The 24,113-nt window shown below is 59.9% G+C and carries 18 protein-coding genes and 2 pseudogenes; 11 read left to right on the forward strand and 9 right to left on the reverse strand.

Annotated features, from left to right (window positions below):
• Nucleotides 1-4: 4 nt before the first annotated feature.
• From lsrB to lsrA, 4 genes and pseudogenes are all read right to left on the reverse strand, one after another.
• A pseudogene (gene lsrB, locus CE636_RS11765) lies at nt 5-1,018 on the reverse strand (autoinducer 2 ABC transporter substrate-binding protein LsrB).
• Nucleotides 1,015-2,017, reverse strand: a pseudogene (gene lsrD / locus CE636_RS11770) (autoinducer 2 ABC transporter permease LsrD). Before lsrD ends, lsrB begins: the two co-directional pseudogenes overlap by 4 nt.
• On the reverse strand, nt 2,018-3,052 hold the full coding sequence (gene lsrC / locus CE636_RS11775) for an autoinducer 2 ABC transporter permease LsrC (protein WP_017900673.1): 1,035 nt from the start codon (nt 3,050-3,052) through the stop codon (nt 2,018-2,020).
• Nucleotides 3,049-4,536, reverse strand: coding sequence for an autoinducer 2 ABC transporter ATP-binding protein LsrA (lsrA, locus tag CE636_RS11780; protein ID WP_017900672.1), 1,488 nt, complete (start codon nt 4,534-4,536; stop codon nt 3,049-3,051). The genes lsrC and lsrA overlap by 4 nt, the downstream gene beginning before the upstream one ends.
• A gap of 218 nt (nt 4,537-4,754) precedes the next feature.
• Between lsrA and lsrR the strand changes: the two genes are divergently transcribed.
• From lsrR to CE636_RS11795, 3 genes are all read left to right on the forward strand, one after another.
• Nucleotides 4,755-5,726: a transcriptional regulator LsrR gene (gene lsrR, locus CE636_RS11785; protein WP_004206105.1), complete on the forward strand. Its 972-nt coding sequence runs from the start codon at nt 4,755-4,757 to the stop codon at nt 5,724-5,726.
• 37 nt (nt 5,727-5,763) lie between these two features.
• Complete coding sequence (lsrK, locus tag CE636_RS11790) at nt 5,764-7,362, forward strand: autoinducer-2 kinase (protein WP_017900671.1); 1,599 nt, start codon at nt 5,764-5,766, stop codon at nt 7,360-7,362.
• A 370-nt stretch (nt 7,363-7,732) separates the two neighbouring features.
• Nucleotides 7,733-9,754, forward strand: a complete 2,022-nt coding sequence (locus CE636_RS11795; protein ID WP_017900670.1) for an NADPH-dependent 2,4-dienoyl-CoA reductase — start codon at nt 7,733-7,735, stop codon at nt 9,752-9,754.
• Between the two features lie 131 nt (nt 9,755-9,885).
• Here the strand turns inward: CE636_RS11795 and rlmG are convergent, their stop codons facing one another.
• Both rlmG and CE636_RS11805 read right to left on the reverse strand, forming a co-directional pair.
• Entirely contained in the window at nt 9,886-11,016 is a 1,131-nt protein-coding gene (gene rlmG, locus CE636_RS11800) for a 23S rRNA (guanine(1835)-N(2))-methyltransferase RlmG (RefSeq protein WP_017900669.1), read from the reverse strand.
• An 85-nt stretch (nt 11,017-11,101) separates the two neighbouring features.
• Nucleotides 11,102-11,809: a B3/4 domain-containing protein gene (locus CE636_RS11805; RefSeq protein ID WP_017900668.1), complete on the reverse strand. Its 708-nt coding sequence runs from the start codon at nt 11,807-11,809 to the stop codon at nt 11,102-11,104.
• Nucleotides 11,810-11,852: 43 nt separating this feature from the next.
• Between CE636_RS11805 and CE636_RS11810 the strand changes: the two genes are divergently transcribed.
• The 5 genes from CE636_RS11810 to sstT all read left to right on the forward strand — a co-directional run bounded on the left by CE636_RS11810 (nt 11,853) and on the right by sstT (nt 16,797).
• Nucleotides 11,853-12,455: a helix-turn-helix domain-containing protein gene (locus CE636_RS11810; RefSeq protein ID WP_004206112.1), complete on the forward strand. Its 603-nt coding sequence runs from the start codon at nt 11,853-11,855 to the stop codon at nt 12,453-12,455.
• A 19-nt stretch (nt 12,456-12,474) separates the two neighbouring features.
• Nucleotides 12,475-12,975, forward strand: a complete 501-nt coding sequence (locus tag CE636_RS11815) for a M48 family metallopeptidase (RefSeq protein ID WP_017900667.1) — start codon at nt 12,475-12,477, stop codon at nt 12,973-12,975.
• A 73-nt stretch (nt 12,976-13,048) separates the two neighbouring features.
• Nucleotides 13,049-14,038: a Gfo/Idh/MocA family protein gene (locus CE636_RS11820; protein ID WP_004206114.1), complete on the forward strand. Its 990-nt coding sequence runs from the start codon at nt 13,049-13,051 to the stop codon at nt 14,036-14,038.
• A 272-nt stretch (nt 14,039-14,310) separates the two neighbouring features.
• Nucleotides 14,311-15,282 (forward strand): TerC family protein, encoded by a 972-nt coding sequence (locus CE636_RS11825; RefSeq protein WP_004188496.1) that lies wholly within the window; start codon nt 14,311-14,313, stop codon nt 15,280-15,282.
• 267 nt (nt 15,283-15,549) lie between these two features.
• Nucleotides 15,550-16,797 carry a serine/threonine transporter SstT gene (gene sstT, locus CE636_RS11830; RefSeq protein ID WP_004206115.1) on the forward strand — a complete coding sequence of 416 codons (1,248 nt, stop codon included), beginning with the start codon at nt 15,550-15,552 and terminating at the stop codon, nt 16,795-16,797.
• 15 nt (nt 16,798-16,812) lie between these two features.
• Here sstT and CE636_RS11835 read toward each other — a convergent pair whose 3' ends face one another.
• The 3 genes from CE636_RS11835 to uxaC form a co-directional block, all read right to left on the reverse strand.
• Entirely contained in the window at nt 16,813-17,367 is a 555-nt protein-coding gene (locus CE636_RS11835; protein ID WP_004206116.1) for a YgjV family protein, read from the reverse strand.
• 129 nt (nt 17,368-17,496) lie between these two features.
• Complete coding sequence (locus tag CE636_RS11840) at nt 17,497-18,984, reverse strand: UxaA family hydrolase (RefSeq protein ID WP_017900666.1); 1,488 nt, start codon at nt 18,982-18,984, stop codon at nt 17,497-17,499.
• A gap of 18 nt (nt 18,985-19,002) precedes the next feature.
• Nucleotides 19,003-20,415 (reverse strand): glucuronate isomerase, encoded by a 1,413-nt coding sequence (gene uxaC / locus CE636_RS11845; protein WP_004206118.1) that lies wholly within the window; start codon nt 20,413-20,415, stop codon nt 19,003-19,005.
• A 480-nt stretch (nt 20,416-20,895) separates the two neighbouring features.
• Between uxaC and CE636_RS11850 the strand changes: the two genes are divergently transcribed.
• The 3 genes from CE636_RS11850 (at nt 20,896) to yqjA (ending at nt 24,108) form a co-directional block, all read left to right on the forward strand.
• A complete protein-coding gene (locus CE636_RS11850; RefSeq protein WP_004206119.1) occupies nt 20,896-22,197 on the forward strand; it encodes an MFS transporter in 1,302 nt (433 codons plus the stop codon).
• A 130-nt stretch (nt 22,198-22,327) separates the two neighbouring features.
• Nucleotides 22,328-23,104, forward strand: a complete 777-nt coding sequence (exuR, locus tag CE636_RS11855) for a transcriptional regulator ExuR (RefSeq protein ID WP_004206120.1) — start codon at nt 22,328-22,330, stop codon at nt 23,102-23,104.
• A gap of 341 nt (nt 23,105-23,445) precedes the next feature.
• A complete protein-coding gene (gene yqjA, locus CE636_RS11860; RefSeq protein WP_004206121.1) occupies nt 23,446-24,108 on the forward strand; it encodes a DedA family general envelope maintenance protein YqjA in 663 nt (220 codons plus the stop codon).
• Nucleotides 24,109-24,113: the final 5 nt, after the last annotated feature.

A 24,113-nucleotide genomic window follows, 5' to 3' on the forward strand; every position in this document is an offset into this window, starting at 1 on the left:
TCCGTCAGAAGTCGTAGTTATTGATGTTCTCTTTGCTGAACACCACGCGCTCCGGCAGCAACACGATACCGTTGCCCTTCGCCTCATACTGGTAGCCCTGCACGCTGTTCGGTTCGACCTTCAGCGAGCCGATATCTTTCACCTCAACGCTATCCCCGACGTTAAGATCGCCCTTTTTCAGTAATCGATCGGCGACGTTAACCGCAATTTTGCCCTGCTGAACCACATCCCACAGGCCAAAGGCTTTCACCGTGCCGCGCTCCACGTAGGGGCGCATCACATTGGGGGTACTAAAGCCGACGATCGCCACGCCCTGACGCTTGAGGTTCTCCGCCGCCTACGCCGCCGCCGGCAGGGCATTGGCATCCGGCGCGATAATGGCGTCGAGATCCGGATACGCTTTTAAGATCCCCTCGGCAGTTTGCAGCGATTTGGTGGCATCGTTATAGCCAAACTGGGTGGTGACGATTTGCCACTGCGGATGTTCTTTTTCGATTTTGGCTTTGGCTTCCTTCACCCACTGGTTCTGGTCGGTCACCGTCGGGCTGGAGTAGAAAAACGCCACTTTGGCAGCGGGCTTCGTCACCTGCTTTTGCGCCATCTCCACCAGCAGGCCGCCGAGCTGCTGCGGCGTGCCCTGATTGATATAGATGCTGCGGCACTCCGGCTTGGTATCGGAATCCCAGGTCAGGACTTTCACCCCGCGCTGCATCGCCCGCTTCAGCGCCGGACACAGGCCGTCCGGTGAGACGGCTGAGACGATAATCGCGTTGTAGCCCTGGTTGACGAAGTTGTTGATAAGCTGCACCTGGCCGGAGACGCTGGGCTCGGTTGGGCCGTCATAGGTGACATCCACGCCCAGCGCTTTCCCCGCCTCTTTCGCGCCGTTGCCGCCGCTGGTAAAGAAGCCGACGCCGACCAGCTTAGGAATAAAGGCGATGCGGTCCGCCGCTTGCGCGGTTGCCACGCTCATCGCCAGCGCCAGCGCGCTGACCTGCAGGATACGTTTTGTTTTCATTGTTGTGCTCCGATTGTTTTACGCGAGAAAAGACGCCGCCAGGTCGCGCGCACCCATTCACGGTGCAGGCTCAGCGAACGCCCCATCACCACCACAACCAACAGCGCCCCTGACAGCGCGCTCGACACCTGGTTGGGGATGCCGACCATCTGTAAACCCTGTTGCAGATACCCCACCAGCAATGCCGCCAGCGCGGTACCCAGTATCGATCCCGAGCCGCCGTAAATATTGGCCCCACCGAGCACCGCCGCGGTCAGCGCCGGCATCAGCAGGTCACGGCCTAAATCCGAACGCGCCGAGCCGAAATAGGAGACCATCACCAGCGCCGCGACCGCCGAGGCAATACCGACCAGGCCATACAGCACATACGGGATGCCGTTCACCGACAGCGCCGCATAGCGCGGCGCGCGGGTTTTGCCCGAGTAAAAAGAGGTGGCGGCCAAAGCGCCCGCGATGGGCCAGCAGCCAGAAGAGAAAGGTGATACCCGCGAACAGCACCAGCGGCAGCGGCAGCCCGCCCAGAGTTAAATTGGCGAAGGCGGTGAAGCTGTCGGGAAAGCCGCCGATCCCCTCATAACCGGTGGCGCCGGCCATGCCGGAAAGCAGCAGCGCGCCGCCGCCGTACAGATACAGCGTCCCGAGGGTGATCACCAGCGGGCTGATGCCGGTGTAGTGGATCAGCGCGGCGTTGATTAGCCCGCACAGCAGCCCCAGCAGCAACGTCAGCGACACCGCCAGCCACAGCGGCCAGCCCGCCTGGGTCATCACCCCGAGGGCGATGGCGCGCAGTCCGATGGTCGAGCCCAGCGAAATATCGATCCCGCCGCTGAAAATCACCAGCGTCAGCGGCAGCGCGACGATGCCGATGCAGATAAAGTCGCTGGTGCTAAAGAGCAGTATATTGAGATCCAGCATGCGCGGATTCAGCGCGCCGAACAGCAGGATTTCCACGACTAATAACGCCAGCAGCGCGCTTTCCCAGTTAAGCTTCAGCTTCATTTAAGCCACCTCTTTGCTTTTGCGTTCGGGAAAGCGGGCAACCTGTTTGCCCCCTTTGTTGCCGGGCTGGAAACGACCGTACTTCAGCGCCCGCTGATGGCGGGCCAGCGCCTGGCGCAGGCGTCCATCAAGCACCAGCACCCCGAGCAGCACCAGGCCGGCGATAAAGTCATTCCACCAGGCAGGAAGGCGGAACAGCACCAGCACGGTGTCGATTTGGGTGAGGAAAAAGGCGCCGAGAAACGCGCCGAGCAGCGTACCGGTGCCGCCGAGCAGCGATATTCCGCCCAGCACGCAGGCGGCGATGGCTTTCATCTCCAGGCCGCTGCCGGTCTGATTGGGGACAAAGCCAATCTGCGCGGCGAAGACGATCCCGGCGCAGGCCGCCAGCATACCGTTGAGGGTAAAAGCCAGCATCCGTGTGCGATTGACCGCCACGCCCAGCTGGCGGGCAGCGGCGAGGTTATCGCCAACGGCATAGAAATCACGTCCAGAGGCGGTGCGCGACAGCAGCCAGCCGCCCGCCAGCAGCAGCGCCAGCACCAGCCAGCCCAGCGGCGACACGCCGATAAACGCGGGCTCCGAGAGCGATTTCAGGCTGTCGGGCAAGCCTTCGATCCATTTCCCTCCGGTCCACAGCAGCATCACCCCGCGATACAACCCCAGCGTGCCGAGCGTCGCGACGATCGCCGGAATGCGCAGCCCCACCACCAGCAGGCCGTTAAAAGCCCCGGCCAGCGCGCCTATCGCCAGCGCGAAGGCGATCGCCGTCGCCAGCCCGTAGCCGTTGTTCAGCGCTACCCCAACGGCGATGGCGCTCAGGCCAACGGTGGAGCCCACCGACACGTCGATATTGCGGGTCAGCATCACCAGCGTCGCCCCCAGCGCCAGCAGGCACAGGATTTGTGAGCTGGCGAAAATCATCGCCAGCGTCTGCAGGCTGAAATAGGCCGGATTGAGCGCCACCAGCACGGCAAACAGCGCCACGATGGCAAAAAAGGCGCTCAGATCGCGATTCTTGAATAACGTTTTCATGCCTGCCCTCCGAAGGCCAGGGTCATCATGCGATCGACGGTCACCGCCTGCCGCGCCAGCTCGCCGCTGTGGCGGCCCTGATGCATCACCAGCACCCGGTCGGCCAGACCGACGAACTCCTCCACATCGGAAGAGATCATCAGCACCGCCACATTTTGCGCGGCGACGCTTTTCAGCAGCTGATAGATATCGGCGCGGGCGGAGACATCCACGCCGCGCGTCGGCTCATCGACAATCAGCAGCAACGGATTAGCTTCCAGACAGCGCGCCAGCAGCACCTTCTGCTGGTTGCCGCCGGAGAGAGTGCGTACCGGCTGGTCGCCATCGGCCAGCTTGATCCCCAGCGCCCGGTGATAGCGCTCGACCACCGCCGCCTCCCGTTTCCCCTGCTGCCACCACGACGGCTGATTGAACATCACCGTGTTCCAGCGCACCGGCGCATCGAGAAACAGCCCGGAGACCTGGCGGTCTTCCGGCAGATAGACCAGCCCGCTGGCCAACCTGGCGCGGGTGCTCTCCTGACTAATCTCGCGGTTCTCCAGCCAGATCCTCCCGGCGCGCGGCGGACGCAGGCCGTATAAGGTTTCGGCAAATTCGGTGCGCCCGGATCCCACCAGCCCGGCAAGGCCGACGATCTCCCCGGCGCGGATCTCCAGACTGAGATCGATAAAACCTTCGCCAGTGAGATCCTCCACCCGCAGCACGGGAAAATCCTGCGCCTGGGTACGGCGATTGCCCGGTAGCGCCAGCCACAGCTTTTGCGTGTCGCTCAGCGCATGGTCGCGGCTGGCCGGCGTCATGGCGCTGATAAGCTGTTGGTCGCCGTAGCCCGCCGTTTCGCCACTGAGCACCACTGCCCCGTCGCGCATCACCGACACATGGCTGGCCAGCTGGCGGATTTCCGGCAGTTTGTGCGAGATAAAGACGATCCCAACGTCCAGCGCCTGTAACGCGCGGATCTGGCTAAACAGTCTCTCGGTTTCACCCGGCGTTAAAGAGGCGGTGGGTTCATCCAGGATCAGGATCCGCGCCTCGCGCATCAGGCCGCGCAGGATCTCGACCATCTGTTGATCGGCCACTTCCAACGTGCTGGCGCTGGCATCGAGGTTGATCTGGCAGTTCAGCTGCTGCAGTTTTTCCTGCAGCCGCGCGGTGGTATCCGCCCGCTTCGGCAGACGAAAGAGAATGTTCTCGCGCACGCTGAGGTTGGGAAACAGCATTGGCTCCTGCGGCACCAGATAGATGCCCAGCTGGTGGGCCAACGCCGGGTTAAGGCGCGCAAACGCGCGTTCGCCGATCGTCAGTTCACCGCTATCCGGGGTTTCGACGCCGGCGATGATCTTCATCAGCGTCGATTTACCCGCGCCGTTGCCCCCCATCAGCGCATGCACCTGGCCCGCGCATAGCGTAAAGTCGATGCCCTTCAGCACGGCAACGCCGGAGAACTGTTTGCGGATCTGGCGAGCTTCAAGCAGTGGCTTCATCGTCGCGCCTCGTTTGAACAAATGATTTTTAAATTTAATAATGTTCAAAAGCGTAGACGGTGAACTATATTTACAACCGTGCGAAGATCACAGTTTGGCGCTTTAGATCGTCCGGAAAAAAGCGGCCAGAGATGAAAGATCCGTTTTGCCAGTCGGCTCACACTTTCCAGCCGCGCAATAGCGAACATATGATCTAAATTTTTATAAGAGTTCAATTTATGAGCGAAAAACGCATTACGGAAGACCATCGCTACGCCGGGCTGGCGTTAGCCGAGGAAGAGCTGGTGGCGCGGGTGGCGTGGTGTTACTACCACGACGGCCTGACGCAAAACGACATCGGCGAGCGTTTGGGGCTGCCGCGGCTGAAGATTTCCCGCCTGCTGGAGAAAGGCCGCCAGTCCGGGGTGATTCGCGTGCAGATCAACTCGCGCTATGAGGGCTGTCTGGCGCTGGAAAGTGAACTCCAGCAGCGCTTTGGCCTCAAGATTGCCCGTGTGCTGCCGGCGCTCAACACCCCGCCGATGAATACCCGGCTGGGGATCGGTGCCGCGCAGTCGCTGATGGGCATTCTGCAACCGGGACAGCTGCTGGCGGTCGGCTTCGGCGAAGCCACCATGAGCTGCCTGCAGCATCTCAGCGGCTTTATCGGCTCGCAGCAGGTGCGACTGGTCACTCTCTCCGGCGGCGTCGGCCCCTATATGACCGGCATCGGCCAACTGGATGCCGCCTGCAGCGTCAGTATTATTCCGGCGCCGCTGCGGGTCTCGTCGGCGGAGGTCGCTGAGATCCTGCGCCGCGAATCCAGCGTGCGCGATGTGATGCTGGCGGCGACGGCGGCGGACGCGGCGGTGGTTGGCATTGGCGCTATCGATCAGCGGCGCGACGCGACCATTCTGCGCTCCGGCTATATCAGCGAGGGCGAACAGCTGATGTACGCCCGCAAAGGGGCGGTCGGCGACATTTTAGGTTATTTCCTGCAGGCCGACGGCCGGCCGGTAGAAGGACTGGAGATCCATCGGGAACTGCTCGGCGTGACCCTTGATGAGCTGGCGCAGCTGCCGACCATCGTCGGCGTCGCCGGGGGAGAACAAAAAGCGCAGGCGATTCATGCCGCTCTGATTGGCAAGCGCATTAATGGCCTGGTAACGGAAGAGACAACAGCACGCGCGGTGCTCGCACTGGCCTCCTGACGGCCCGGCGCCGCGCGACAACAGTGAGGCGCATGTCATGAGTTACCTGTTAGCGTTAGATGCCGGGACCGGCAGCATACGGGCGGTCATTTTCGATCTTAATGGCCGCCAGCTGGCGGTGGGCCAGGCCGAATGGAAACACCTGAGCGTCGATAACGTCCCCGGCTCGATGGAGTTCGACCTTACCACCAACTGGCAGCTGGCCTGCCAGTGCATTCGCCAGGCGCTCGACGCCGCCCGGCTCTCTGCCGCCGATATTCAGTCCGTCGCCTGCTGTTCGATGCGCGAAGGGATCGTCCTCTATGACCGCAACGGCGAGGCCATCTGGGCCTGCGCCAACGTTGATGCCCGCGCCAGCCGCGAAGTGGCGGAGCTTAAGGAGATCCACGACTATCGTTTTGAATCCGAGGTGTACGAGGTCTCCGGGCAAACGCTGGCGCTCAGCGCCATGCCACGCCTGCTGTGGCTGGCGCACCATCGTCCCGATATCTACCGCAAGGCGGCGACTATCACCATGATCAGCGACTGGCTGGCGGCGAAGCTTTCCGGCGAGCTGGCGGTCGACCCGTCAAACGCAGGCACCACCGGCATGCTCGATCTGTTCAGCCGCGACTGGCGTCCGGCGCTGCTGGATATGGCCGGGCTGCGCGCCGATATGCTCTCGCCGGTGAAAGAGACCGGCACGCTGCTGGGCGCCGTCACCGAAGCAGCAGCCCAGCAGAGCGGCCTGCGCGTCGGGACGCCGGTGGTGATGGGCGGCGGCGACGTGCAGCTCGGCTGCCTCGGGCTCGGGGTGGTACGCGCCGGGCAAAGCGCGGTACTCGGCGGCACTTTCTGGCAGCAGGTGGTCAATCTGCCGCAGGTGCGCACCGACCCGCAGATGAATATCCGCGTCAATCCTCACGTGATCCCCGGCATGGCGCAGGCGGAATCGATCAGTTTCTTTACCGGACTGACCATGCGCTGGTTCCGCGACGCCTTCTGCGCTGAAGAAAAGCTGATTGCCGAGCGTCTCGGCGTCGATGCCTATTCGCTGCTGGAGGAGATGGCCAGCCGCGTACCCGCCGGTTCCCACGGCGTGATGCCTATTTTTTCCGACGCCATGCACTTTAAGCAGTGGTACCACGCTGCGCCATCGTTTATTAACCTCTCCATCGATCCGGAGAAGTGCAATAAAGCCACCCTGTTCCGGGCCCTGGAGGAGAACGCGGCGATTGTCTCCGCCTGCAACCTGGCGCAGATTTCGCAGTTTTCCGGGGTGACTTTCGACAGCCTGGTGTTTGCCGGCGGCGGCTCTAAAGGCGCGCTGTGGAGCCAGATCCTCAGCGACGTCACCGGCCTGCCGGTACGGGTACCGGTGGTCCGCGAAGCCACTGCCCTCGGCTGCGCCATTGCCGCCGGCGCTGGCGCCGGGCTGTACGGCGATATGGCCAGCGCTGGAGAAAAGTTAGTGAGCTGGCACCGCGAATTCAGCCCTAATCCGCAACATCGCGAGCTTTATCAGGAGATGATGAGTAAATGGCAGTCGGTGTATGCCGATCAGCTTGGTCTTGTCGATAGCGGGCTGACAACATCGATGTGGCAGGCGCCGGGTCTGGAACGCCGCCAGCGCGTTGCGTCTTCCCCCTCACCCTAACCCTCTCCCGGCGGGAGAGGGAACCGTCCGGCGCTGGCCTGGATATCGGTGCCCGTCTTCGCCCTCACCCTAACCCTCTCCCGGAGGGAGAGGGAACCGTCTGGCGCTGGCCTGGATATCGGTACCCGTCTTCGCCCTCACCCTAACCCTCTCCCGGAGGGAGAGGGAACCGTCTGGCGCAAGCCTGAATACCAGTGCTGGTCCGCCTTTCTCCCTCTCCCTTTGGGAGAGGGCCGGGGTGAGGGGCAACGCTTCGCCGTTCTTTGAATCCCATCACAATCACCGCACTCCCCTTTTCCCTTTTTCTCCACGACGGCTAAATTAGTAACTCATCCGACCACATAACAATAATTTTACATTGGAAGCCATTATGAGCCGCTATCCGTCGCTTTTCGCCCCGCTTGAGCTGGGCTTCACTACCCTTAAAAACCGCGTGTTGATGGGCTCCATGCATACGGGTCTGGAAGAACTGCCCGACGGCGCGCAGCGGTTAGCGGCCTTTTACGCCGAGCGCGCGCGTCACGGCGTGGCGCTGATCGTCACCGGCGGCATCGCTCCCGCCCCGTCCGGGGTGACCATGGCCGGCGGCGCGGTGCTCAACGATGCCAGCCATCTGGCGCATCATCGCCAGATCACCGACGCGGTACATCAGGAAGGCGGCAAAATCGCTCTGCAGATCCTGCATACCGGGCGCTACAGCTACCAGCCCGCGCTGGTCGCCCCCTCGCCTCTGCAGGCGCCGATTAACCGGTTCACCCCTCATGAGCTGAGCCACAACGAGATCCTCACGCTGATCGATGATTTTGCCCACTGCGCCCAGCTCGCGCGGGAAGCGGGCTATGACGGCGTCGAGGTGATGGGCTCTGAGGGCTATCTGATTAACGAATTCCTCGCCGCGCGCACCAACCAGCGCAGCGATCAATGGGGCGGCGATTACGCGCGCCGTATGCGTTTCGCCGTTGAAGTGGTCAAGGCCGTGCGCCAGCGCGCCGGCCACGATTTCATTATCATCTACCGTCTGTCGATGCTCGATCTGGTCAACGACGGCAGCACGCTGGCGGAAGTCACCGAACTGGCCAAAGCGATTGAAGCGGCGGGAGCGACCATCATCAACACCGGGATCGGCTGGCACGAAGCGCGCATTCCAACCATCGCCACGCCGGTACCGCGCGGCGCCTTTAGCTGGGTCACCCGCAAGCTGAAAGGCGCGGTGTCGATCCCGCTGATCACCACCAACCGCATCAACGATCCGCAGGTCGCGGAGGATATTCTCGCCCGCGGCGATGCCGATATGGTATCAATGGCCCGCCCGTTCCTTGCCGACGCCGAATTTATGTCAAAAGCGCAGAACGATCGTGCCGATCAGATCAACACCTGCATCGGCTGCAACCAGGCGTGTCTCGATCGGATCTTCGTCGGCAAAGTCACCTCCTGTCTGGTCAACCCGCGCGCCTGTCATGAAACCCTGATGCCGGTCCTGCCTGCCAACGCGCCTAAACGGCTGGCGGTGGTCGGCGCCGGGCCGGCCGGTCTGGCCTTTGCCGTTAACGCCGCCGCCCGCGGCCATCAGGTCACGTTGTTCGATGCGCTGCCGGAGATCGGCGGCCAGTTTAATATCGCCCAACAGATCCCTGGCAAAGAGGAGTTCCACGAGACGCTGCGTTACTACCGCACCATGCTCGATCTTAACGGCGTCGATCTGCGCCTGAACACCCGCGTTACGGCAGACGATCTGCTGGCGTTCGATGAGACGATCCTCGCCACCGGTATCGCCCCGCGCCTGCCGGCGATCGCCGGGATCGATCATCCCAAGGTGCTCAGCTACCTGGATGTCTTGCGCGACAAAGCGCCGGTTGGCGCGAAGGTGGCGATCATCGGCTGCGGCGGCATCGGCTTCGACACCGCGATGTACCTAAGCCAGTCGGGCGTGGCCACCAGCCAGGATATCGGCGAATTCTGTCGCGAATGGGGTATCGATACCAGCCTGCAAACGGCGGGAGGGCTGAGTCCTGAGGGCCCGCAACTGAGTCAAAGCCCGCGACAAATTGTGATGCTGCAGCGCAAAGCGAGCAAACCGGGCGAAGGGCTCGGCAAAACCACCGGCTGGATCCATCGCGCGACGCTGCTGGCGCGCGGCGTGAAAATGATCCCGGGGGTCAGCTATGAGAAGATCGATGATGAGGGGTTACATGTGACTATCGGCGGTGAACGCCAGCTGCTGGCGGTGGATCATGTGATTGTCTGCGCCGGTCAGGAGCCGCGCCGCGAGCTGGCGGAACCGCTGCGCGCGGCAGGGAAAACGGTGCATTTGATCGGCGGCTGCGACGTGGCGGCGGAGCTGGATGCGCGCCGGGCGATTGCCCAGGGCACGAAGCTGGCGCTGACGATTTAGCCGTGTCCCGGGGGCGGCGCGATGCGCCTTCCCCGGGCTACCACGATAATCCCGCACGCTAGCCCGGCGAAGGCGTCAGCCGGTAGCCCGGCTAAGGCGACAGCCGCAAGCCGGGTAAACTGCGACAAGTATCAGCGCTGCTTACGCACCTTGGTCGCTTTCAAAATGACGAACTTATTGTTCGTCGCAATCGTCGTGCAATTACCAAACGCGCGCTTCAGCTTACGGAAGTAATCGAGGTGGCGGTTGCCGACGACGTACAGCTCGCCGCCGTATTTCAGGCTGCGGCGGGCGTCGTTAAACATCTGCCAGGCAATATGGTCGGTAATGGCGTGCTGCTGATGGAACGGCGGATTGCACAGGATCGCCGTAAAGCGGTCCGGCTCAATGCCGGAGAGCGAGTTGTTGACCATAAATTCACAGCGGTCGATATCGTCCGGCAGGTTGTGCTCGACGTTCAACCGGCTGGAAGCCACCGCCATGTGCGACTCATCGGTGAACATGACCCGCGCGTTCGGGTTCTGCGCCAGCGCCTGCAGGCCAATCACCCCGTTGCCGCAGCCGAGATCGGCGATCTCGCCTTCTAAATTAGACGGTAAATGCTGCAGGAAGAAGCGCGCGCCGATATCCAGACCGCTGCGGGCAAAAACGTTGGCATGGTTGTGGATGGTCCACGGCGTGCCGTCCAGCTTCCAGCTGTAGGTTTGCGGCGCATCGGCCAGCTCAGGGGCGGTGAAAACGCAGTGGATCAGACGCGCTTTTTTCCATGCCAGCGAGGTGGTGGTGGTACCGAGAATTTTTTCAAACAGCGCCAGCGTCGAGTTATGCACATCGCGGGCTTTCGCCGCGGCGATAATGCGGGTTTCCGGCGTCACCACTTGGCGCAGGGCGCGCAGCTGCTGTTCCAGCAGCGCCAGCTGCTTTGGCACCTTAATCAGCACCAGCGCCGGCGAGGCCGGCAGCGGGCTCAGGCTATCCTGAAAGCGCACGCTCTCTTCATCAATGCCGTTCATCCGTAGGTTGTGGCGGGTCGCCAGCTCGGAAATAAAGGAATCGTTGATGCTGACGGGGTTGCGCTCCGCCAGCGCGCAGGCGAGCGCGCCGAAGCCGTCGTTGAAGATGAGCGTCAGGCCGTCGACGTCATTCACCTGTTGCAGCAGATATTCATCCGCCGCTTCCCACGCCTGAAGCGCTTCTTCTTCAGCGTTAGGTGGGAACCGCTCTAATGTGAATAACTCACCGTTTAACTCTGCCTGGCTCATCGCCTCTCCGCCTCCGGAATAGTAAAACCCGCGAGTTTATACGCAAATCCTGTCCAGTTGAAGAGAGATCGCTGATCATCGCCGCTCAGCGTAGATCGCCCTCGCCATCGGCTTGCAGCAGCGTTATCGACGCGCGGGCACCGGGCATCAGCTGCTGCAGATAGCCTACCAGCCGCTCTCCCGCCTCTTGCAGGGCCGACAACGGCATCGCCGGCAGGCTTTCGAGAATAAACCACATCGTCTGCGCGCCGCTGTCCAGCCGGGTACGTACGCCCTGTCGCCAGTTCCAGCGTCGGCAGGTTACGCCTATATCATCCCGCCAGATGACTTCGCCCGGCTCCGGATATTCCACCACCGGCTCTGCCGATTTTAGCGTATCGAATGGCTCATCGCCGCGGGCAATGGCCAGCCGCGGTTCGCCACGGTAGGCGGCCAGATTTTCCCCACCGACCGGGACGGCATAGCGAATGCTGATCGCGTTGTAGATATCCACTACCGGATCGATGGCCGGCAGGCTCCCCTCTTTCCGCACCCGCTTGCGCAGCGCCTGCGCCGAACAGGGGGTACGTTTCGCCTTCGCGCCGAAGGCGCTGAAGGCTTCATCCCATGCCGCCAGGTGCGCTTGCGCCCAGGGCACATCATCCTGCTGCACCGCCTGGCAGGCCTCGGCCAGCGCCTGCTCCGCGATGGCGGGGTTGGCCACCGGCGCACTCTCCACCACAATACTTAATGCCCGAAAGCCCGGCGCCAGGCGGCTGACCGCAGATTCGATTGACGGCGTTACGCTACGCATTCGATAATCCTGTAATGACCAATTTGTTTCATCATAGTGACCAATGAACGTAAAAGTCAATATAACGACCGATTCAGGAGCTGATGTCGACCAGGTAAGTCGCGCCGTCGCCACGCGGCTGAAGGCCTACCGTAAAGCGAAAAAAATGTCGCTGGACGAGCTATCGCGCCGGGCCAGCATCAGCAAAGGTATGCTGGTCGAGATGGAAAAAGAGGCCGCCAACCCCAGCATTGCGATCCTCTGCAAACTCGCCGCCGCGCTGGGCGTTTCGGTGGCGGATATCGTCAATGTGGCAAGCGAACCCGCGTTGCATATTATTCCCGCCGAGCAGATCCCCACCCTCTGGCAAGGCCCGCTGGGAGGCAGCGCCAGGCTTCTCGCCGGCACCGCCGGGCCGAATATGATTGAGCTGTGGCGCTGGGAGATGCAGCCCGGCGAAGCCTTTACCTCGCCCGGCCACCCGGCGACGACCTTCGAGCTGCTGCACGTGGAAGCCGGCGCGCTGACGCTGACGCTTGGCGAGACCTGCCGCACGGTGGCGGTCGGAGAATCCGCGGTGGCCCGCACCGAAATAGAGCACGGTTACCGCAATGAGGGTACTGCGCCGCTGGTCTTTACCATGACCGTGGCTGAACTGCCCTCCTGACAGACGTAATGATAAGACGATGACAAAACTCATTTATTTACAGGGCTATCCTGAATCGCTGCTGGCGCAGGTGACCACGTTAATCGAGCAAGACCGCCTCGGCGAGGTGCTGCAAAAGCGCTATCCGCAAGGGCACGACGTTAACAGCGATAAAGCGCTATATCAGTACACCCAGGACTTGAAAAACCGCTTTCTGCGCGGCGCGGCGCCGATCAACAAAGTGATGTATGACAGTAAGATCCACGTGCTGAACAATGCGCTCGGCCTGCATACCGCCATTTCCCGCGTTCAGGGCGGCAAGCTGAAAGCCAAAGCGGAGATCCGCGTGGCAACGGTATTTCGCGACGCGCCGGAGGCCTTTCTGCGCATGATCGTGGTTCATGAGCTGGCGCATCTGAAAGAGAAGGATCACAACAAGGCTTTCTATCAGCTGTGCTGCCATATGGAGCCGCAATACTACCAGCTGGAGTTCGACACCCGCCTGTGGCTGACGCACCTTTCGTTGAAGCGTTCTGCGTAGTCACGCACTGGTTTTGTCATGGGGGCATGATAGAGTGGCGACAGGTTCCCTTTAATGGAGTTCGTCACCGTTTATGATACGTTTCGCAGTTGTTGGCACAAACTGGATCACTAAGCAGTTTGTCGATGCCGCCCATGAAACCGGCAAATATAAACTTACCGCCATCTACTCCCGCAGCCTCGAACAGGCGCAAGCCTTCGCCAATGACTATCCGGTCGAGCATCTGTATACCTCGCTGGAGGCGCTGGCGCAAAGCGACGCCATTGATGCGGTGTATATCGCCAGCCCGAACTCCCTGCACTTCCCGCAGACGCGGCTGTTCCTGAGCCACAAGAAGCACGTCATTTGCGAAAAACCGCTGGCGTCGAATCTACAGGAGGTCGAGGCGGCCATCGCGGTGGCGAAAGCCAACCACGTGGTGCTGTTTGAAGCCTTCAAAACCGCCAGCCTGCCCAACTTTCTGCTGCTGAAGGAAACCCTCGGCAAAGTGGGTAAACTGCGTAAAGCCTTCATTAACTACTGCCAGTACTCTTCGCGCTACCAGCGCTACCTCGACGGCGAAAACCCCAACACCTTTAATCCGGCGTTCTCCAACGGTTCGATTATGGATATCGGCTTCTATTGCCTGGCGTCCGCTGTGGCGCTGTGGGGCGAACCGCGGGCCGTTCATGCCACCGCCTGCCTGCTGGACAGCGGCGTGGACGCCCAGGGCACCGTGGTGCTGAGCTATGACGACTTCGACGTGACGCTGCATCACTCCAAGGTGAGCGACTCGGCGATCCCCAGCGAAATTCAGGGGGAAGAAGGGGTACTGGTGATCGAAAAAATCTCCGAGTGCCAGAAGCTGGCGTTTGTGCCGCGCGGCGGCAAAGCCCAGGACCTGACGCAGCCGCAGCATATCAATACTATGCTGTATGAGGCGGAGACCTTCGCGCGGCTGGTGGAAACAGAGGATGTCGACCATCCGGGCCTGGCTGTGAGCCGTATCACGGCGAAACTGTCGAGCGAAATTCGTCGCCAGACCGGGGTGATCTTCCCGGCCGATACGCAGCCGCTGGCGTAAAAGAGTGTAAAGGCCCGTCTGGCCGCCATTGACGAAAACCGCCTCGTGACATATTTTGTTACGAGCAAAGGGGAGTAACTTCCTTGCCGGCCGATCGTCATTACGATGCGTGTAATACCGCATCCGGTCGCCGGGCAATCACCAAAGCCCATCGCGATGAACTTTGGTTGTTGTAAGTGAGACCTTGCCGGAAGGCGAGGTCTATGCATAAAAGCGCAGCGGCTGCCGTCTTCCGACGTCAGCCGTTTTTGTTTTTATGTAAGGAATATCAAATGAATACTGTCGGCACGCCGTTGCTATGGGGTGGATTCGCTGTCGTCGTCGCGATCATGTTGGCGATCGACCTGCTGCTTCAGGGACGACGCGGTTCGCATAGCATGACCATGAAGCAGGCCGCTGGCTGGTCTATCCTCTGGGTCACACTTTCTCTGTTGTTCAACGCCGCGTTCTGGTGGTATCTGGTGCAAACCCAGGGCCGCGCCGTCGCCGATCCGCAGGCCCTGGCCTTCCTCACCGGTTATCTGATTGAAAAAGCGCTGGCGGTCGATAACGTCTTCGTCTGGCTGATGCTGTTCAGCTACTTCGCCGTGCCGCCTGCTCTGCAGCGCCGGGTGCTGGTGTATGGCGTCCTCGGGGCGATTGTTCTGCGCACCATTATGATCTTCGCCGGCAGCTGGCTTATCTCCCAGTTCGACTGGCTGTTGTACGTCTTCGGCGCCTTCCTGCTGTTTACCGGCGTGAAGATGGCGCTGGCGAAAGAGGATGATTCCGGCATCGGCGACAAACCGCTGGTGCGCTGGATCCGCAGCCATCTGCGAATGACCGATAAAATCGAGAGCGAGCGCTTCTTCACCCGTAAAAACGGGGTGCTGTTCGCCACGCCGCTGCTGCTGGTGTTGATTCTGGTCGAGCTGAGCGATGTGATATTCGCCGTCGACAGTATCCCGGCGATCTTCGCGGTCACCACCGACCCGTTTATCGTGCTGACCTCGAACCTGTTTGCCATTCTCGGCCTGCGCGCCATGTACTTCCTGCTGGCGGGGGTCGCTGAGCGCTTCTCGATGCTCAAATATGGCCTGTCGGTGATCCTGGTGTTTATTGGCGTGAAGATGCTGATCGTCGACTTCTACCATATCCCGGTCGCCATCTCGCTGGGGGTCGTGGGCGGCATCCTGACCGTCACGCTGTTGATTAACGCCTGGGTCAACAAGCAGCACGACAAGCAGCGCAAACTGCCTGAATAACCTGCCTGGCGCGCCGTCGGCTCCCGCTGGCGGCGCGGTAATCGGCTATAGCAGACCTTCTCATAACGAGAATGCCTGCTCATGTCACAATTATGTTACTGCGTAGTTAAAAAATAAGATCCAGATTAAAATCACAGTATTTTACGCTTCCCGCCAGGCTTTCTTTCCGTATACTCGGCTATGCAAACATCTATTTACATCCTGACATAAACGTAACAAATAATACGTGGCTGGGATGGCTTGCTACATCACTGGAAGGAATGAATTATGACAACACGCACTCCCCCATCAGGGTGGCTCTCCCGCCTGGCGCAAGGCAGCCTGGTGAAACAAATTTTAATCGGCCTGGTGCTTGGCGTGCTGCTGGCGCTGGTCTCTAAGCCAGCGGCTATCGCCGTCGGCCTGCTGGGGACCCTGTTCGTCGGCGCGTTAAAGGCGGTAGCGCCGGTGCTGGTATTGATGCTCGTCATGGCCTCGATCGCCAACCATCAGCACGGACAAAAAACCAGTATTCGCCCTATTCTGTTTCTCTATCTGCTGGGCACCTTTAGTGCGGCGCTGACCGCGGTGTTGTTCAGTTTTCTCTTTCCGTCGACTCTGCACTTAACCACCGCCGCCGACAGCATCACGCCGCCGTCGGGGATTGTTGAGGTGCTGCGTAGTCTGCTGATGAGCATGGTGTCCAACCCGGTCGACGCCCTGCTGAACGCCAACTATATCGGTATTCTGGTGTGGGCGGTGGGGCTTGGCTTCGCCCTGCGCCATGGTAACGACACCACGAAAAACCTGATCAACGATATCTCCCACGCGGTGACCTTTATCGTTAAAGTGGTGATCCGCTTTGCGCCGCTGGGGATCTTCGGCCTGGTCTCTTCCACCCTGGCGACCACCGGTTTTGAAACGCTGTGGGGCTACGCCCAGCTGCTGCTGGTACTGGTGGGCTGTATGCTGCTGGTGGCGCTGGTGATTAACCCGCTGCTGGTGTTCTGGAAGATTCGCCGTAACCCCTATCCGCTGGTGCTGACCTGCCTGCGCGAAAGCGGCGTCTACGCGTTTTTCACCCGCAGCTCCGCCGCCAATATTCCGGTGAATATGGCGCTATGCGAGAAGCTGAACCTGGATCGCGATACCTATTCGGTCTCCATTCCGCTGGGGGCGACCATCAATATGGCGGGCGCGGCAATCACGATTACCGTGCTGACGCTGGCGGCGGTCCATACGCTGAACATTCCGGTGGATCTGCCGACGGCGCTGTTGCTGAGCGTGGTCGCTTCGCTGTGCGCCTGCGGCGCCTCCGGCGTGGCGGGCGGTTCGCTGCTGCTGATCCCGCTGGCCTGTAATATGTTTGGTATTCCGAACGATGTGGCGATGCAGGTGGTTGCCGTCGGCTTTATCATCGGCGTGCTGCAGGATTCCTGCGAAACCGCGCTGAACTCCTCCACCGACGCCCTGTTTACCGCCGCCGCCTGCATGGCGGAAGACGACCAGCTGGCGAAAAACGCCCTGCGCAGTTAATGCCTTTCCCCTCCGCTACCGCGCGGAGGGGCTCTCTTCCTGCACCGCGTTTTCAACCCTGAACGGATCGATACCCCGCTTTTGCATCCGGCGGAAGCGAATGATATTCAGGCCGTTGACGATCAGGAAGCTGCCTTCAATCAGCGTCCCGCCAATCGAACCCAGCCACAGGTTATGCGTCACCCAGCAGGCGGTGGAGCACCACATCACGCAGCGGACGGTCAGCCCTTTACAGCGAAACAGCGCCCAGGTGCTGGCGACAGTGCCAATAATCGGCAGCAGCTCCATAGCATGCTGCAGCTTGCCAAGGCCGAGGATCAACGTCAGCAGGATAAAGACTGTCATCACCCACAGGCTGCGGGTGCGCAGGGAAATGACCGTGCGGAGCGCATTAAGCCCGGCGCTCATCCCGGCAGGCGCGGCGCCCATCAGGAAAAAATGGACGCCGATAACGGCGCTATAGACCGCCAGCTGAAGCCTGAAGCGACGTTCGTCGCGGTTGATAAAGGTGGTAATGCCGATAAGAAAGGCGATAACGCCGACGCCCTGAGCCAGCCAATACGCGGTCATGAAAGCTCCCTGAGAGAAAAAACAAACGGCGCTTCACAGGCTGAAACGCCGCTGCTGCTTACCCGATGACGCTGCGCTATCAGGCCAATGCGCGATCAACGCCGCCCGGGCGCCAATATGAATGCGCCTTTACAGGGTAACACCGCTTTTAAAGATGGCCAGCTCGCGGAAGTCATTCTGCTCATTACAGGTCGGTTTGCCGTTGGCGAAAGCCACAATGGTATCCACGAACTCCTCCAGCAGCTGTGGCATCGCTTTGCCGTGGATCAGCTGTCCGGCATCGAAGTCGATCCAGTGCTTTTTCTTTGCCGCCAGCTCGCTGTTGGTGGCGATCTTCACCGTCGGCACAAAGCCGCCGTACGGCGTGCCGCGGCCGGTACTGAACAGCACCATATGGCAGCCGGCGCCGGCCAGCGCGCTGGTGGCGACGGCATCATTGCCTGGCGCGCTCAGCAAGTTCAGACCATGAACTTTCAGACGTTCGCCGTAGCGCAGGACATCCACGACCTGGCTGGAGCCCGCTTTCTGGGTACAGCCCAGCGACTTATCCTCGAGGGTGGTGATCCCCCCAGCCTTGTTGCCCGGCGAGGGGTTTTCGTAAATAGGCTGGTCGTGCGCGATAAAGTACTGCTTAAAGTCATTGACCATAGTCACCAGCTTGTCGAAGGTCGCTTCGTCGCGGCAGTGGCTCATCAGCAGCTGTTCAGCGCCGAACATCTCCGGCACTTCGGTCAGCACGGTGGTGCCGCCGTTGGCGATCACGTAGTCTGAGAAGCGCCCCAGCATCGGGTTGGCGGTAATACCGGACAGGCCGTCAGACCCGCCGCACTCGAGGCCAAACTTCAGCTCGCTCAGCTTACCCGGCTGACGTTTATCCTGACGCATCACGTCATACAGCTGGTGGAGATGCGCCACTCCCGCCTCCACTTCATCGTCCTGATGCTGACAAACCATAAAGTGCACGCGCTGCGGATCATACTCGCCCAGCGTTTCGCGAAAGGCCTCCACCTGGTTGTTTTCACAGCCAAGGCCCACCACCAGCACCGCCCCGGCGTTCGGATGGCGAACCATATTCTGCAGCATGGTGCGGGTATTGAGGTGATCGTCCCCGAGCTGCGAGCAGCCATAGGTATGGCTGAAGAGATGTACCCCATCGATGTCCTCCGCGCCGTTTGCCTCTTTCAGAAAACGGTTCTGCATCTGGCGGGCCATGGCGTTGACGCAGCCGACGGTCGGCAGGATCCACAGCTCATTGCGCACGCCGACGTCGCCATTGGCGCGACGATAAATCTGCACTTCGCGATCCGCTGGCTGCGGCGGTTGGGCAACCTGCTCCGGTTGATAGCGATACGCGTCAAGGTCGCTGAGATTGGTGCGCGTATTGTGCGCATGGACATGCTCGCCCGGCGCGATATCCGCCAGCGCATGGCCAATCGGCAGCCCATACTTAACGACGTTTTCCCCTTTCGCGATAGCGCGCAGTGCAAACTTGTGTCCGCGAACGATATCCTGACCGAGGGTGACCGGGTCATTGTCGATCGTCACCACGCTACCGGCCGTCATATCCGCCAGCGCGACCGCGACGTTATCCTGCGAATGGATTTTGATGTATTGCATATCAACCGACCTCTGGTCTTAGTTCAGTTCAATGGCGAAATAGTCACGCGCATTGTTAAAGCAAATGTTTTTCACCATCTCGCCCAGCAGCGCGATATCCGCAGGCGCTTCGCCGGCGGTCACCCAACGGCCGATCATCTGGCACAGAATGCGGCGGAAGTATTCGTGGCGCGTGTAGGAGAGGAAGCTGCGGCTGTCGGTCAGCATCCCGACAAAGCGGCTCAGCAGGCCGAGCTGCGCCAGCTGGGTCATCTGCCGCTCCATGCCGTCTTTCTGATCGTTGAACCACCAGCCGGAGCCGAACTGCATCTTGCCCGGCATCCCTTCGCCCTGGAAGTTACCGATCATGGTGCCCAGCACTTCGTTATCGCGTGGGTTCAGGCAGTAGAGAATGGTCTTCGGCAGCAGGTTCTCTTCGTTCTGCTTGCTCAGCAGCTTAGACAGCTCTTCAGCCATCGGGCGATCGTTGATCGAGTCGAAGCCCACGTCCGGGCCTAACAATTTGAACTGACGCAGGTTGTTATTGCGCAGCGCGCCGATGTGGTACTGCTGCACCCAGCCGCGACGAGCATACTCTGCGCCGAGGAACACCAGCACCGCGGTTTTGAACTGCGCCACTTCGCGTTCGCTAAGGGTTTCGCCAGCCAGGCGACGCGCCAGAATGGCGTCCAGCTCGGCGTCGGTCGCTTCCGCAAACAGCACTACGTCCAGGGCGTGGTCGGAGACTTTGCAACCGTGAGCGGCAAAGTGGTCCAGACGTTTGGTCAGCGCGCTTTGCAGGTCCGCAAAACGGCGAATATCGGTGTCCGACACTTCACCCAGCTTAGCCATATAGTCATTGAAGGTCGCCTGCTCGATGTTGAACGCTTTATCCGGGCGCCAGCTCGGCAACACCTTGATATCAAATGAAGTGTCTTTGGCGACAACCGCATGGTGTTCCAGGGAATCAATCGGATCGTCGGTGGTGCCGACCATCTTCACATTCATCTGCTTCATGATCCCGCGGGCGGAGAAGGCGTCCTGCGCCAGTAACGCATTGCACTGTTCCCAGATCTCATCGGCGGTGGAAGGTGACAGCAGCTTACCTGTAATACCAAATGGGCGACGCAGCTCTAAATGGGTCCAGTGGTATAACGGGTTGCCAATTGTGTGAGGCACGGTGGCTGCCCAGGCGTCAAATTTCTCGCGATCGGAGGCATCCCCGGTACACAGACGCTCCGGCACGCCGTTAGTGCGCATCGCGCGCCATTTGTAGTGATCGCCTTTCAGCCAGATGTCATACAGATTTTTGAAACGATAATTTTCGGCAACCTGCTGCGGCGGAAGGTGGCAATGGTAGTCGAAAATAGGCTGATCTTTCGCGTAATCGTGGTACAGGCGGCGGGCAAATTCGCTATCGAGTAGAAAATCTTCGGTCATAAACGGTGTCATTCGTGTGTCCTCTTCGCTCCGGAACAGGAGCCTTTCAGATGATTGACTACAATGCTGACAAAGTTATCACACCAATTTCCACAGACCGAACTGTTTTTCGTGAGTTAGATCAATAAACGCTGATAAAAAAAACCGCCTGTCCACGGCAAACGTCTCGCCAGGGCGCGCCGTATCTGGCTTTCCTCGCCAGTCATAAAGACCACACTAACTTTCCCACTTTTGTGACAGCACTCAACTTTTAAAGTTGTATGACAAGTTATCTTTCTGCCGTCGCAACATATAAACCGACGGAATGCTTTACCGGTGTTGATGGCATCGGCTTATACGGAATGGATACCGACTTTTTACATAACAACTGATGGTAAGGTTCGGGCCAGAGGGGACCGCCCTCCTGAACCCTCCGTTTCGCTTTCCCGACCGCGTATCGCCGTCAGGAGAGGCCGCACCTGGTGCGGAGAAATTACAGACGATGAGGTTTACATGCGTAAAATTAAAGGGTTACGTTGGTACATGATCGCACTGGTGACGCTGGGCACCGTGCTGGGCTACCTGACCCGTAACACCGTGGCGGCGGCCGCGCCGACGCTGATGGAAGAGTTACACATCTCGACCCAACAGTACTCCTATATCATTGCAGCCTATTCCGCTGCCTATACCGTCATGCAGCCTGTCGCAGGCTATGTCCTTGATATTCTGGGGACTAAAGTCGGCTATGCCTTCTTCGCTATCGCCTGGGCGATATTCTGTGGCTCGACCGCCCTCGCCGGCAGCTGGGGTGGCCTGGCGCTGGCCCGCGGCGCGGTGGGCGCGGCGGAAGCGGCGATGATCCCCGCCGGGCTGAAAGCCAGCTCCGAATGGTTCCCGGCGAAAGAGCGCTCTATCGCGGTGGGCTACTTCAACGTGGGTTCCTCTATCGGCGCCATGATCGCGCCGCCGCTGGTGGTGTGGGCGATTGTCATGCACAGCTGGCAGATGGCGTTCATTATCTCCGGGGTGCTGAGCTTCGCCTGGGCCATCGCCTGGCTGATCTTCTACAAACACCCGCGCGATCAGAAGAAATTATCTGACGAAGAACGCGACTACATCATTGGCGGCCAGGAGTCTCAACACCAGACCAATAACGCGAAGAAAATGTCGCCGTGGCAGATCCTGCGCAACCGTCAGTTCTGGGGTATCGCCCTGCCACGTTTTCTCGCCGAGCCGGCCTGGGGTACCTTTAACGCCTGGATCCCGCTGTTCATGTTTAAGGTTTACGGCTTTAACCTGAAAGAGATCGCCATGTTCGCCTGGATGCCGATGCTGTTCGCCGACCTCGGCTGCATCGTCGGTGGATACCTGCCGCCGCTGTTCCAGCGCTGGTTCGGCGTCAATCTGATCGTGTCGCGTAAAATGGTGGTCACCATGGGCGCCCTGCTGATGATTGGCCCGGGGATGATCGGCCTGTTCACCAGCCCGTACGTGGCGATTGCCCTGCTGTGCATCGGCGGGTTCGCTCACCAGGCGCTGTCCGGGGCGTTGATTACCCTCTCTTCCGACGTCTTTGGCCGTAACGAAGTCGCTACCGCCAACGGTCTGACCGGGATGGCCGCCTGGCTGGCGAGCACCATGTTCGCCCTGGTCGTCGGCGCGCTGGCAGACACCATCGGCTTCAGCCCGCTGTTTGCCGTACTGGCGGTCTTTGACCTGCTGGGCGCGCTGGTCATCTGGACGGTGCTGAAAAACAAACCGGCTGACGATGACACGCCGCCGCTTAGCAGCCGCAAACCGGCCACCCAGAGTTAGAGACGCTGATGCTGAGGTGATCGCCTGCCAAGCCGCCTTCTCAGGCGGCTTTTTCATCCCTGCCAGTGGTGGAAATCGCGTAAAAGTGGTATAACAAATCGAATATTGTCGCCATCTTGCGGGAGCGAATATGGAAATCATTGAACCACGTCGTCTTTATCAGCAGCTTGCCGCTGAGCTGAAGACGCGCATCGAACAAGGTGTCTACCTTGTAGGGGATAAGCTGCCCGCCGAGCGCTTTATCGCCGATGAAAAAAACGTTAGCCGCACCGTGGTTCGTGAAGCCATTATCATGCTGGAAGTGGAAGGGTATGTCGAAGTCCGCAAAGGGTCGGGCATTCACGTCATCTCTAACCATCCGAAATACCAGCAAGTGGCCGATGAAAGCCTTGAGTTCGCCAACTATGGCCCCTTTGAGCTGCTGCAGGCGCGGCAGCTTATTGAAAGCAATATCGCCGAATTCGCGGCCACTCAGGTGACCAAGCAGGACATCATGAAGCTGATGGAGATTCAGGAGAAAGCGCGCAACGAGAAGTGTTTCCGCGACTCCGAGTGGGATCTGCAGTTTCATGTCCAGGTGGCGCTGGCCACGCAGAATAGCGCCCTGGCGGCGATCGTGGAAAAAATGTGGACCCAGCGCGTGCATAACCCGTACTGGAAAAAGCTGCATGAGCATATCGACCTGCGCACCGTCGATAACTGGTGCGACGACCACGATCAGATCCTGAAGGCTCTGCTGCGAAAAGATCCGAACGCCGCCAAACTGGCGATGTGGCAGCATCTGGAAAATACCAAGCAAATGCTGTTTAACGAAACCAGCGACGACTTTGAATTTAATGCCGATCGCTACTTATTTGCCGAAAACCCGGTGGTTCATCTCGATACGGCGGCCAACGGCGCGAAATAAGCCTTTATCCCCCCGGCGCGCGGCCCCTGCGCGCCTGTTCCCCAGGCAGGCTGAGGTAAGCAAAACATATATAGTGTCAGCCTGTGTAAATCCTCTCGCCTCACATCGCCGCAATCAGCAAAATCAACGAGCAACACATTGCAATTTCTCTGACGGAAAGTCAGACGATTTGTTACAATTAGATGCATTTTGCCGTTCTGGGAGTAGGTATTGACTTACTTCAGTTTTATACAGGGAAGCGTTCAGAGCGCCGAAGCAGCGACCATAATCTCATAAAAATCTTGTCGCCCTACATGCCACGCGCTCAGACGTGCCGTTAACCGATGTACCAGGAATCGTGAATGGAACTATTAACCCAGTTATTGAATGCCTTGTGGGCTCAGGATTACGAAACGCTCGCGAATCCCTCCATGATTGGCATGCTGTATTTTGTCTTGTTTATGATTTTGTTCCTTGAGAACGGGTTACTGCCTGCCGCGTTTTTGCCGGGGGACAGCCTGCTTGTGCTCGTGGGCGTGCTGATCGCCAAAGGGGCGATGGGCTTTCCGGAAACGTTGCTGCTGCTCACCGCCGCCGCCAGCCTCGGCTGCTGGCTGAGCTATATCCAGGGGCGCTGGCTAGGCAACACACGGATCGTGCAAAACTGGCTGTCGCATCTGCCCTCTCACTATCATCAGCGCGCGCATCACCTGTTTCATAAGCATGGCCTCTCCGCGCTGCTGATCGGCCGCTTCATCGCCTTCGTGCGCACGCTGCTGCCGACCATCGCCGGGCTTTCCGGTCTCAATAACGCCCGCTTTCAGTTCTTTAACTGGATGAGCGGCCTGCTGTGGGTGCTCATCCTGACCTCGCTGGGCTATCTGCTGGGCAAAACCCCGGTATTCCTTAAGTATGAAGATCAGCTGATGTCCTGCCTGATGCTCCTGCCGGTTGCGCTGTTGGTCTTCGGACTGATCGGCTCGCTGGTGGTGCTGTGGAAGAAAAAATACAGAAGCCGGGGCTGATGATG

The sequence above is a fragment of the Klebsiella sp. LY genome, assembly GCF_004010915.1.
GTDB lineage: Bacteria > Pseudomonadota > Gammaproteobacteria > Enterobacterales > Enterobacteriaceae > Klebsiella > Klebsiella quasipneumoniae.

Bases quoted from the DNA above. Each gene is read 5' to 3' on its own strand.
- sstT (WP_004206115.1), top strand. From the start codon at position 15,550: ATGACAACACGCACTCCCCCATCAGGGTGGCTCTCCCGCCTGGCGCAA.
- CE636_RS11820 (WP_004206114.1), top strand. From the start codon at position 13,049: ATGATACGTTTCGCAGTTGTTGGCACAAACTGGATCACTAAGCAGTTT.
- CE636_RS11825 (WP_004188496.1), top strand. From the start codon at position 14,311: ATGAATACTGTCGGCACGCCGTTGCTATGGGGTGGATTCGCTGTCGTC.
- CE636_RS11795 (WP_017900670.1), top strand. From the start codon at position 7,733: ATGAGCCGCTATCCGTCGCTTTTCGCCCCGCTTGAGCTGGGCTTCACT.
- CE636_RS11835 (WP_004206116.1), bottom strand. From the start codon at position 17,367: ATGACCGCGTATTGGCTGGCTCAGGGCGTCGGCGTTATCGCCTTTCTT.
- lsrK (WP_017900671.1), top strand. From the start codon at position 5,764: ATGAGTTACCTGTTAGCGTTAGATGCCGGGACCGGCAGCATACGGGCG.
- CE636_RS11805 (WP_017900668.1), bottom strand. From the start codon at position 11,809: ATGCGTAGCGTAACGCCGTCAATCGAATCTGCGGTCAGCCGCCTGGCG.
- yqjA (WP_004206121.1), top strand. From the start codon at position 23,446: ATGGAACTATTAACCCAGTTATTGAATGCCTTGTGGGCTCAGGATTAC.
- lsrA (WP_017900672.1), bottom strand. From the start codon at position 4,536: ATGAAGCCACTGCTTGAAGCTCGCCAGATCCGCAAACAGTTCTCCGGC.
- CE636_RS11850 (WP_004206119.1), top strand. From the start codon at position 20,896: ATGCGTAAAATTAAAGGGTTACGTTGGTACATGATCGCACTGGTGACG.
- CE636_RS11810 (WP_004206112.1), top strand. From the start codon at position 11,853: ATGAACGTAAAAGTCAATATAACGACCGATTCAGGAGCTGATGTCGAC.
- lsrC (WP_017900673.1), bottom strand. From the start codon at position 3,052: ATGAAAACGTTATTCAAGAATCGCGATCTGAGCGCCTTTTTTGCCATC.
- CE636_RS11840 (WP_017900666.1), bottom strand. From the start codon at position 18,984: ATGCAATACATCAAAATCCATTCGCAGGATAACGTCGCGGTCGCGCTG.
- exuR (WP_004206120.1), top strand. From the start codon at position 22,328: ATGGAAATCATTGAACCACGTCGTCTTTATCAGCAGCTTGCCGCTGAG.
- lsrR (WP_004206105.1), top strand. From the start codon at position 4,755: ATGAGCGAAAAACGCATTACGGAAGACCATCGCTACGCCGGGCTGGCG.
- rlmG (WP_017900669.1), bottom strand. From the start codon at position 11,016: ATGAGCCAGGCAGAGTTAAACGGTGAGTTATTCACATTAGAGCGGTTC.
- CE636_RS11815 (WP_017900667.1), top strand. From the start codon at position 12,475: ATGACAAAACTCATTTATTTACAGGGCTATCCTGAATCGCTGCTGGCG.
- uxaC (WP_004206118.1), bottom strand. From the start codon at position 20,415: ATGACACCGTTTATGACCGAAGATTTTCTACTCGATAGCGAATTTGCC.